The 11,003-nt window shown below is 65.2% G+C and carries 9 protein-coding genes; 7 read left to right on the plus strand and 2 right to left on the minus strand.

Going from position 1 to position 11,003, the window contains the following annotated elements; genetic code table 11:
- Positions 1 to 97: 97 nt before the first annotated feature.
- A complete protein-coding gene (locus CH256_RS09905; protein WP_094669478.1) occupies positions 98 to 1,003 on the minus strand; it encodes an NADP-dependent oxidoreductase in 906 nt (301 codons plus the stop codon).
- 80 nt (positions 1,004 to 1,083) lie between these two features.
- Here CH256_RS09905 and CH256_RS09910 point away from each other — a divergent pair, with 80 nt between their 5' ends.
- The 7 genes from CH256_RS09910 to CH256_RS09940 all read left to right on the plus strand — a co-directional run bounded on the left by CH256_RS09910 (position 1,084) and on the right by CH256_RS09940 (position 10,134).
- Positions 1,084 to 3,915 carry a DEAD/DEAH box helicase gene (locus CH256_RS09910; protein ID WP_094669479.1) on the plus strand — a complete coding sequence of 944 codons (2,832 nt, stop codon included), beginning with the start codon at positions 1,084 to 1,086 and terminating at the stop codon, positions 3,913 to 3,915.
- A complete protein-coding gene (locus tag CH256_RS09915; protein WP_094669480.1) occupies positions 3,915 to 4,667 on the plus strand; it encodes an SWIM zinc finger family protein in 753 nt (250 codons plus the stop codon). Before CH256_RS09910 ends, CH256_RS09915 begins: the two co-directional genes overlap by 1 nt.
- Before the next feature lie 78 nt (positions 4,668 to 4,745).
- On the plus strand, positions 4,746 to 6,254 hold the full coding sequence (locus CH256_RS09920) for a CoA-acylating methylmalonate-semialdehyde dehydrogenase (RefSeq protein WP_094669481.1): 1,509 nt from the start codon (positions 4,746 to 4,748) through the stop codon (positions 6,252 to 6,254).
- Positions 6,255 to 6,261: 7 nt separating this feature from the next.
- Positions 6,262 to 7,401, plus strand: a complete 1,140-nt coding sequence (locus tag CH256_RS09925; protein ID WP_068048324.1) for an isobutyryl-CoA dehydrogenase — start codon at positions 6,262 to 6,264, stop codon at positions 7,399 to 7,401.
- On the plus strand, positions 7,398 to 8,456 hold the full coding sequence (locus CH256_RS09930) for an enoyl-CoA hydratase/isomerase family protein (RefSeq protein ID WP_094669482.1): 1,059 nt from the start codon (positions 7,398 to 7,400) through the stop codon (positions 8,454 to 8,456). Before CH256_RS09925 ends, CH256_RS09930 begins: the two co-directional genes overlap by 4 nt.
- Positions 8,453 to 9,361 (plus strand): 3-hydroxyisobutyrate dehydrogenase, encoded by a 909-nt coding sequence (gene mmsB, locus CH256_RS09935; protein ID WP_068048317.1) that lies wholly within the window; start codon positions 8,453 to 8,455, stop codon positions 9,359 to 9,361. Before CH256_RS09930 ends, mmsB begins: the two co-directional genes overlap by 4 nt.
- Positions 9,358 to 10,134, plus strand: coding sequence for an enoyl-CoA hydratase (locus CH256_RS09940; RefSeq protein ID WP_094669483.1), 777 nt, complete (start codon positions 9,358 to 9,360; stop codon positions 10,132 to 10,134). Before mmsB ends, CH256_RS09940 begins: the two co-directional genes overlap by 4 nt.
- A 44-nt stretch (positions 10,135 to 10,178) precedes the next feature.
- Here the strand turns inward: CH256_RS09940 and CH256_RS09945 are convergent.
- Positions 10,179 to 11,003: hypothetical protein (locus CH256_RS09945; protein ID WP_256989417.1), on the minus strand; the 825-nt coding region annotated here is incomplete at its 5' end.

The following is an 11,003-nucleotide window of genomic DNA, read 5'->3' on the forward strand; positions in this document are numbered from 1 at the left end:
GCACGCCCCATCGTCGATCTCGGTCCTCGGTTGTCGTTCCTTGCGTCAGCAGTGTGCCGGAAGACACCGACAGTTCTCCGCTCACGCCAACCCGGCATCAGCGAACCTCGACCACGACCTTGCCGAGCACGTGCCCGTCCTCTACCAAAGCGAGAGCCTCACCCGCACGCTCGAGCGGGAACACATGGTCGATACGCGGACGAATGATGCCCGACGCAGTCAGGTCGGCCAGCCGGGCGAATGCCGCGGTGGTGCGGTCGCGATCGACACCGGAACCACCCCACTGCGCCGCGAGCACCGGGTCGGCAACGCTGACGATCGGTATCCCCGCCGTCACAGCGGTCGCGGCGGCGCGCAAGCTCTCGCCCCCGACGAGATCGATGATGCCGTTCACCGGTCGTGACAGCGAGTCGACGAAATCGGCGCCGGAGGCGAGAAATTCGGCTCCGAGGCTCTCGATCCACTCCTGCTTGCCCGTACTCGCGACTGCGAGAACGTCGATACCGTCGGCTCGCGCGAGTTGCAGAACGGTCGAACCCACGCCGCCGCCCGCGCCGAGCACCAGGATGGAATCACCCGTGTCAACGGCGAGCCGCGCCAGCGCGTCGTATGCGGTCCCGGCGGCCACCGGCAGAGTGGCTGCGGCCGCCCAGGACACGGATTCGGGCTTGTGGGCTGTGCTCGACGCATTGAGCACGGTGTACTGCGCATAGCCTCCGTATCCCGACGCGGTGGCTCCGAACACGTGGTTGCCCACCGAGAAGTCGGCCACACCGGCACCGGCCGACACGACCGTGCCCGATACTTCCCGGCCGAGAACCGCAGGCAGGGTGATCGGCACGGTGTCCTTGCGATTGCCCGCCCGCACCTTCCAATCCGCGGGATTGACGCCGGCGGCGTGGACCGCGACGAGAATCTGGCCAGGTCCCGGCTCGGCGACGGGTAGGTCCAGAAGGTATTCGGTGTCGGGTCCGCCGTATTCACTGAAGCCGTACGCGATCATGCACATACTGTGCCTCACCCAGCGACTCACTCGAAGCGCCTCACCCGAAGTCTGTCGGTGCTTGCTGATTGGATGGACCGATGCTGCACGGTCTCTGGTCTCCCGGTGCCGGGCTGATGCTGTGGGACGACGAGATCACCACCGGCGACGAGCCCGACTTGCCGCCGACCCACGCGCACGTGCTCACCAGAACGTTTCGGCACCGTGCTGCGGTGTCGTTTCCGGCACCCGGACGCGCCGCCACCGCGCAGGCCCCGGTGCAGGTTCCGGCCATCGCACTCGCCCCGCACGACGGCGCCGATCTGCTGTTGCGGACGCCGCCGGACCACGCGGCGATCTCCGGTGACCTCCGTTACCTGGCGCATGTCGCCCGCGGAATCGAACGCTGGGTCCGCGGCGGTCGCGTCGTTCCGGCCCTGAAGTTGATGGACGGGCAGTGGTGGCCACGGTGGCGTCTGGTCGGGGGCGAGCGTCAACGTGCCTGGCTCAGCGAACTCGCCGTCGCGATGCCGTCGGTGCAGCGTGCAGGTGAGCGGCCCAAGAAGATTCTCGACGACATGGTGGAGGAGCTCACCGATCCGATCGTCAGATCGGTTCTGGGTAGACCCGACTCGGAGCATCCACTGTTGTCGGCTCTGGTTCGCGACGACCCGTATGCCGATGGCACTCAACAGATGTCGACGTTGCTCGAGAAGTGGCGCGGAAGCCTCACCGTCGACGAACCCTCGCTGGTGCTCCGGCTGCTCGAACCCGATGGCGACGACGCCGTCGACAGTTCCTCCGCGGAAGCGGTGGAGTCGTACTGGACGCTGCAGGTGTGTCTGCGCGCGGACGGCGAAGCGCCGCGACCGGTTCCGATGAGCCGCAAGGTCGATGCCACGCTGCTCTCCATCGCCGTGCGCAAGCTCGGTGAGGCCGTGGCGGCGTACCCGAGACTGCGCGATCTGCCGTCTCAGGAAGGCACCCTGGATCTGTTGCTTCCGACGTCGGTGGTCATCGACCTCGTCGAACACGGTGCGACGGCACTGCAGGCCACCGGAACCACGGTTCTGCTTCCCCGGGCCTGGACGAGGCTCGATCCGTCGATGAGATTGCGCGTCGATTCACCGGCGGTGACGAAAGCGGCAGCCGATCGGGCGGTCGGCATGGACGAACTGGTGTCCTACGACTGGCAACTCCAACTCGGCGACATGGTGCTCACCGAGGCGGAGATGAACAGGCTCGCCGTCTCGAAGGGCGATCTCGTGCGGCTCCGCGGTCAGTGGGTGCTCGCGGACGGCGGTCAGCTCGCGCGAGCCGCCAAGTACGTCGCCGAGCATCACGGTGACGGGACTGCGCTCAGCACGCTGATGCGTGAGATGACGTTGGCCGATCCGCCACCTGCTCCGGTCCAGGACATCCGCGCCACCGGCTGGGCGGCCACGTTGCTCGAGCCCGGTGCGGTGCCGGAGACGATCCCGGTGCCCGACGGTGTGAACGCGACTCTGCGGCCGTATCAGCAGCGTGGGCTCGATTGGCTCGCGTTCATGAGTCGGCTCGGTCTCGGGGCGGTACTTGCCGACGACATGGGGCTGGGCAAGACGCTGCAGGTGCTGACACTGCTCGCGCACGAGAAGAGTTCGACGCCGACACTGCTGGTGGCACCGATGTCGGTGGTCGGCAACTGGCAGCGTGAGGCGGCGAAATTCACTCCGGCACTGCGGGTTCTGGTGCATCACGGTCCGACGCGACTACGCGACGAGGAGCTCGACCGGGCGATCGCCGAGCACGATCTGATCGTCACCACGTACGCGCTGATGGCGAAGGATCGCGCGCAGTTGGCGGAGCAGACGTGGCGTCGTGTGGTCCTCGACGAGGCGCAACACATCAAGAACTCGGGCACCGTGCAGGCCAAGGCGGCGCTCGCGATCCCCGCGGATCACAAGCTGGCGCTCACCGGAACGCCGGTCGAGAATCGTCTCGACGAGCTGAGGTCCATTCTCGACTTCGCCAATCCGGGCATGCTCGGTAGGCCGTCGGATTTCCGAAAGCGATTCTCGGTTCCGATCGAGCGCGAGAACGACGAGAGCGCGGTTTCGCGTCTGCGCGCCATCACGTCGCCGTTCATTCTGCGTCGCGTCAAGACCGATCCGACGGTCATCTCGGATCTGCCCGAGAAGAACGAGATGACCGTGCGCGCCAACCTCACGGCCGAGCAGGCTGCGCTGTACAAGGCGGTCGTCGACGAGATGATGGCGCAGATCGCCGACGCGAAGGGCATGAAGCGCAAGGGCGCGGTGCTGTCCGCGCTGACTCGCCTCAAACAGGTGTGCAATCACCCCGCCCATTTCCTGTCCGACGGCTCGCCGGTGCTCAAGAGGGGTCAGCATCGCTCCGGCAAGATCGGCTTGGTCGAGGACATGCTCGACTCGATTCTCGGCGACAACGAGAAAGCGTTGTTGTTCACGCAGTTTCGGGAGTTCGGTGAGCTCGTGGCACCCTACTTCGCCGAACGGTTCGGTACCGAGGTGCCGTTCCTCCACGGCGGGGTGAGCAAGGCCAAGCGCGACGAGATGGTGGAGAAGTTCCAGAGCGACGACGGTCCGCCGATCATGATGCTTTCGCTCAAGGCCGGCGGCACCGGGTTGAACCTCACGGCCGCCAACCATGTTGTTCATCTGGATCGTTGGTGGAATCCGGCGGTGGAGAATCAAGCGACGGACCGGGCCTTCCGCATCGGGCAGCGCAAGAACGTCGAGGTGCGCAAACTGCTGTGTGTGGGCACCGTGGAGGAACGGATCGACTCGATGCTGGTCTCCAAGCAGGACCTGGCGAATCTGGCGGTGGGCACCGGCGAGAACTGGGTGACCGAGATGGACACCGCGGAGCTACAGGAGCTGTTCCGCCTCAGTGAGGATGCGGTGGGGGAGTGATGGTCGACTTCTCGCAGTACGGCAAGCGTCGAAAAGCCAAGGGCGGCATCGAGTCCAGAAACAAGCGCGGCGCCTTCGGGCAGACGTGGTGGGGCAGGCATTTCGTGGCGGCCATGGAAGACCTCGCGGATCCGGGCCGGATCGCTCGGGGTAGAACGTATGCGCGCCAAGGGCAGGTGCTCACTCTCGGGGTCGAGCGCGGGCAGATATACGGCGAGGTGCAGGGCAGTCAGCTCGAGCCGTTCTCGGCCTCGGTCACCGTCGACCCGCTCACGCAGGGTGAGGTTGCCGCACTGGTCGGCCGGGTGCGTTCGAACCCCGGCATGTTGGCCGAGTTGGCCTCCAACGCCATTCCGCAGGCGCTGGCGTCGGTCTTGCTGCCGCACGACAAGGGGCAGCTCGATTTCGACTGCACGTGCCCCGACGACGGGTGGCCCTGCAAACACGCGGCGGCGCTGATGTACATCGCCGCCGAGCACATCGACGCATCCGCCGCCACCATCCTGACACTGCGTGGAGTCGATCTCGATCAACTGATCGAGGGCATCGGCGACGGGGACGACGAGTTCGACCCCGATGACTGGTTCGGCGATCGCGCGTCGTTCCCCCAACTTCCCCAGGTGTCGTTCGCTCCCGCGATGGACGATCTCGATCCGTTGATCCTGCGTCGAATCTTCCGCGCCGACGGTTCCTCCGAGGCCGAGGTCAGTCGCGCCGGTGCCGATCTGAGGCAGTTCTACGACCGAATGTGACGACTTCTGGACTTGCATGGACATCCGACTATAGGATGGGCGCACTTCACTTTCCACGCTCGAGGACGGACAAACTCCATGGCTCGCGAACTCACGCACTTCATCGGCGGCAAGCACGTCGCCGGCACCTCCGGAAACTTCGGGGACGTGTTCGACCCCAACACCGGCGAGGTTCAGGCCCGTGTTCCCCTGGCCGACGTATCCGAGGTCGAGGCCGTCATCGCCGATGCCGAACAGGCCCAACGTGAATGGGCCAAGTGGAACCCGCAGCGCCGAGCGCGAGTCCTGATGAAGTTCCTGCAGCTCGTCACTCGCGACACCGAGGAACTGGCCCGCCTGCTGTCCTCCGAGCACGGCAAGACGATTGCCGACGCCAAGGGCGACATTCAGCGCGGCGTCGAGGTCGTCGAGTTCGCCGTCGGCGTCCCGCATCTGCTCAAGGGCGAGTACACCGAGGGTGCAGGCGGCGGGATCGACGTCTACTCGATGCGTCAGCCGCTCGGTGTCGTAGCCGGAATCACCCCCTTCAACTTCCCCGCGATGATTCCCCTGTGGAAGGCCGGCCCGGCCATCGCCTGCGGAAACGCATTCATCCTCAAGCCCTCCGAGCGCGACCCGTCCGTCCCGCTCAAGCTCGCCGAACTCTTCCTCGAAGCAGGACTGCCGCCGGGTGTGTTCAACGTCGTCAACGGTGACAAGACCGCCGTCGACGGGCTGCTCACCGACGACCGCGTCAAGGCGATCGGGTTCGTCGGCTCGACTCCCATCGCGCAGTACATCTACGAGACCGCAGCGAAGCACGGCAAGCGTGCACAGTGCTTCGGTGGAGCCAAGAACCACGCCCTGGTGATGCCCGACGCCGATCTCGACGAGGTCGCCGACGCCCTTCTCGGTGCCGCCTACGGTTCCGCGGGCGAGCGTTGCATGGCCATTTCCGTCGCGGTTCCGGTCGGTGAAGAGACCGCGGATGCGCTCGTCGCCAAGCTCACCGAGCGGGTTGCGAAGCTGAAGATCGGTCGCTCCGACGACGAGGACGCGGATTTCGGACCGCTCGTGGGTAGCGATGCGTTGAAGCGGGTCAACGACTACACCCAGATCGGTGTCGACGAGGGTGCCGAGTTGGTCGTCGACGGGCGCGGTTTCAGCCTCGAAGGCCACGAGGGTGGATTCTTCGCGGGCGCAACACTGTTCGACAGAGTGACGACCGACATGCGGATCTACAAGGAAGAGATCTTCGGGCCCGTCCTGATCGTCGTGCGCGCAAAAGACTACGAGGATGCGCTGCGTCTGCCCACCGAGCACGAATACGGCAACGGCGTGTCCATCTTCACCCGCGACGGCGACACTGCACGCGATTTCTGCTCCCGCGTCCAGGTGGGAATGGTCGGGGTCAACGTGCCGATTCCGGTACCGATCGCGTACCACACGTTCGGCGGTTGGAAGCGCTCGGGATTCGGTGATCTGAACCAGCACGGACCCGATTCGATCCGCTTCTACACCAAGACCAAGACCGTCACGCAGCGCTGGCCGTCGGGCACCAAAGAGGCTGCGGCACAGAATCACTTCGTCATTCCGAACATGGACTGATTCGGCGATGTTCACATTGAACGAGGACGAGCGGGCGATCAACGACACCGCTCGTGAATTCGCCGACGAGTTTCTGGCCCCGAACGCGGTCGAGTGGGACCAGAGCAAGCATTTCCCCGTGGACGTACTGCGCAAGGCAGCGGGACTGGGTATGGGCGGCATCTACATTCGCGAGGACGTGGGCGGATCGGGTCTGACCAGAGTCGATTCGGTGCGGATCTTCGAGCAGCTGGCCACCGGTGACCCGTCCATCGCGGCATACATCTCCATTCACAACATGGTCGCCTGGATGATCGACACCTACGGAACCGACGAGCAGAGGCAGCGTTGGCTGCCGGGCCTGTGCACGATGGATCAGCTGGGCAGCTATTGCCTCACCGAGCCAGGCGCGGGATCGGATGCCGCGATGCTCGGCACCAAGGCGGTGCGCGACGGTGACGAATACGTCTTGGACGGTGTCAAGCAATTCATCTCCGGCGCAGGCACTTCCGAGGTGTACGTCGTCATGGCGCGTACCGGTGCTCCGGGCCCTCGTGGCATCTCCGCGTTCATCGTGCCGAAGGATTCGGCGGGCCTCTCCTTCGGAGCCAACGAGAAGAAGATGGGGTGGAACGCTCAGCCCACTCGGCAGGTCGTTCTCGAAGGAGTCCGCATTCCGGCCGAGAATCTGCTCGGCAACGAGGGCGACGGGTTCCGTATCGCCATGAACGGACTCAACGGCGGACGCATCAACATCGCCGCGTGCTCGATCGGCGGAGCGCAGTCCGCTCTCGACAAGGCCGTTGCGTACCTGGCCGAGCGCAAGGCGTTCGGGGCACGGTTGCTCGATGCACAGGCGCTCCAGTTCCGACTGGCCGATTTCAAGACCGAACTCGAAGCCGCCCGCACGCTGCTGTGGCGGGCCGCGGACGCGTTGCAGAACGACGCTGCGGACAAGGTCGAGATGTGCGCGATGGCGAAGCGTTTCGGAACCGACACCGGTTTCGAGGTCGCCAACGGCGCATTGCAGCTGCTGGGTGGGTACGGCTACCTCAGCGAATACGGCGTCGAGAAGATCGTTCGTGACCTTCGAGTGCACCAGATTCTGGAAGGGACCAACGAGATCATGCGAGTGGTTGTCGCACGTTCGATCGTGGGTGCCGCATGAGTGACGTCATCCTCGAGGTCTCCGGCGGAATCGGTCGGATCACCCTGAACCGCCCCAAAGCGATCAATGCGCTCGATCATGCGATGGTGCGTGAGATCGCGCCGGCGTTGGCGCAGTGGGCAACCGACGACGCTGTCGACGTCGTCCTTCTGACCGGAGCCGGTGAGCGCGGACTGTGCGCAGGCGGAGACATCGTCTCCATCTACCACGACGCCAAGGACGGTGGCAGCGGCAGCAAGGAATTCTGGCGCGAGGAGTACATCCTCAACGCCGCGATCGCTCGATTCCCCAAGCCGTTCGTCGCCATCATGGACGGCATCGTCATGGGCGGAGGCGTCGGGCTCTCGGCACATGCCAACACTCGCATCGTCACCGAGCGATCGAAGATCGCGATGCCGGAGGTCGGAATCGGTTTCGTTCCGGATGTGGGTGGTACGTACCTACTTTCGCGTGCTCCGGGCGAGATCGGCACCCACTTCGCGCTCACCACGGCGCGGATGAATGCCGGCGACGCCATCGCAGTCGGTTTCGCCGATCACTACATCCCGTCCGACAAGCTGGAAGACTTCTACTCGGCACTCGAGACGGTCAGCGTCGGAGAGGCGGTCGCTACGTTCAGCGAGCCGGCACCGGAGTCCACGATTGCCGGTCAGCAGGGATGGATCGACGAGTGCTACGCCGGCGACGACGTTCAGGCCATCGTCGACGCTCTGGCAGCCAGCACGGTGCCGGAGGCGCAGAAGTCCGCGGAGGACATCGCGTCCAAATCGCCTGTGTCGCTGGCCGTGACGCTGAGGTCGCTGCGCCGGGCAGCCACGCTGCCGACGCTGGAGGCAGTGCTCGACGAGGAGTACCGCGTGTCGGTCGCATCCCTGAGCAGTCACGACCTCGTCGAAGGAATTCGAGCACAGGTGGTCGAGAAGGACCGCAACCCGCAATGGCAACCGCGTACGTCGGCAGACGTCACGTCCGAGGACGTCGCTCGGTACTTCGCACCTCTCGGGGACGCGGAACTGGGCCTGTCGAACGCACACACAGAAGGTGAGCAGTCATGAGCGAGAAGACGATCGGCTTCATCGGCCTCGGCCACATGGGTGGACCGATGGCCGCCAATCTGGCTGCGGCGGGCTACACGGTGCAGGGTTTCGATCTGGTGCCCGCCGCGCTCGAGCAGGCCACGAAGGACGGCGTCACCGTGGTCGAATCGGCCGTGGCCGCCGTCACCGATGCCGACATCGTCATCACGATGCTGCCCAACGGCAAACTGGTACTCGGGTTGTACGCGGACCTGCTGCCTGCTGCCGCGCCGGGCACGTTGTTCATCGACTCCTCGACCATCGACGTCGCAGACGCACACACCGCACACAAGCTGGTGCACGAGGCCGGCCACCGCAGTCTGGACGCACCGGTCTCCGGTGGTGTCGGGGGAGCGGCTGCGGGAACGTTGACATTCATGGTGGGCGGATCCGAGGAGGACTTCGCTTCTGCTGCAGCAGTTCTCGACGTCATGGGTCGCAAGGTGGTGCACTGCGGCGCAGCGGGCAACGGCCAGGCCGCCAAGATCTGCAACAACATGATTCTCGGAGTGTCGATGATCGCCATCAGCGAGGCGTTCGTGTTGGGGGAAAAACTCGGCTTGAGCAACCAGGCGTTGTTCGACGTGGCCTCGACTGCGTCCGGTCAATGCTGGGCGCTGACGACCAATTGCCCGGTGCCCGGTCCCGTACCGACGAGCCCCGCCAACAACGAGTACAAGCCCGGCTTTGCGGCGGCGCTCATGGACAAGGATCTGGGCCTGGCCGCCAATGCACTGCGCGACAACGGTGTCGAGGGTGTTCTGGGCCTACGGGCGGCCGAGTTGTACGCTCGCTTCAAGGAAACAACCGGGGGCGGCACCGATGTCGACTTCTCCGGCATCATCAACGACATCCGCGAGCGCTCGAACGGAGCAGACCTGTGAGTGACTACGAGACGATTCTGCTCGAACGTCGGGGACGCGTCGGCATCATCACGCTCAATCGTCCCAAGGCGTTGAACGCACTCAATTCTCAGTTGATGCGCGAGGTCGTCTCGGTGGTCGAGGAGCTCGACGCGGACTCCGACATCGGTGCAATTCTCATCACCGGTTCCGAGCGGGCCTTCGCGGCCGGGGCCGACATCAAGGAGATGCAGCCCAAGTCCTACATGGACGTGTATCTCGACGACTTCTTCGCCGCCTGGGACCGATTGGCATTGGCTCGAACGCCGTTGATCGCGGCGGTGTCCGGTTACGCACTCGGCGGCGGGTGCGAACTCGCGATGCTGTGCGACGTTCTGATCGCCTCGGACACCGCGGTATTCGGGCAACCCGAGATCAAGCTCGGCGTCATTCCGGGAATCGGTGGGTCGCAGCGCCTGACGCGTGCAGTGGGCAAGGCCAAGGCCATGGAGATGTGCTTGACCGGTCGCAACATGAAGGTCGAGGAAGCCGAGCGAGCAGGGCTGGTCTCGCGCATCGTGCCGGTCGCGGATCTCCTCGACGACGCTGTCGCGACCGCCACCACCATCGCCGAGATGTCGCTCCCGGTCGCCATGATGGCCAAGGAAGCAGTGAACCGATCGTTCGAGTCGAGCCTTCGCGAGGGTGTTCTGTTCGAGCGCCGCGTGTTTCACTCGACCTTCGCCACCGAGGACCAGAAGGAAGGCATGTCGGCCTTCATCGAGAAGCGAACGCCGAACTTCCAGCATCGGTAGCTGACCTTCGGGGTCGTTCCGCAGGCTCCACTCCCGGGCCCGCCCTAGCTGTCGGGTGACAGGAGGGCGGCCCCGCGGGCCGAGACCAACTCCGGCATCGACGGCACCAGCGTCGTCAGGCCGGTTCGCAACTCGAGCGACCGCGCGATCGAGGTGATGTTCGCGCCGCCGCCCACCACGACGATGGACTGCGGTCTGGCACATGACAATTCGATGGTCTGCTCCACCAACATGCCCGCGTACCGCACCGGTCCGGCGATCAGATCGTCGAAGTCGCGTCGGGTCAGCACATGCCGCGCCGCACCGGATGGATCGGTGGTGCTGACGACGGAGTCGACGCTCAGTTGCTCCTTGATGGACCGGCTGGCGTCGATTCCGATGCGAACACCGTTGGACGAGAGCAGCCGCCGAACCGAGTGATCGAGATCGTCGCCGCAGAACGTGGCCGTTCGCCTCGTCATGAGGGTGCGAGTGGACGCGAGGTCGATGACGGTGACAGTGGTTCCGGTGCTTCCGATGTCGCACAACACGGTGACGCCGTGATTGGGCACCAGCCCGATGAAACGCAGATAGCGCACCTGCGCAGCGGTTTCCGGAACGAGCGAGGCCGTGCGCGCCGTACCGCTGGTGGCGACCGAGCCGGGATCGGTGGCAACCCGATAGGCGATGGCGGAGAACTGAACCGGGAGCGACATCGTCGCGGCGATGGAGTGGATGGCGTCGACGCCGGTGGCGATCGTGGTGGACAGCGACTGACCCGGGGCTCGGCGCACCGTCCTGGACACGATGGGTGTGCGGTGGGGGCTGTCCAGATACGTCAGAATTGCGCGTGCGCCGTGCGCACCCGCCCCGACCCCCAAAACCAGCAC

This window comes from Rhodococcus sp. 05-2254-6 (genome assembly GCF_002258565.1).
GTDB lineage: Bacteria > Actinomycetota > Actinomycetes > Mycobacteriales > Mycobacteriaceae > Rhodococcoides.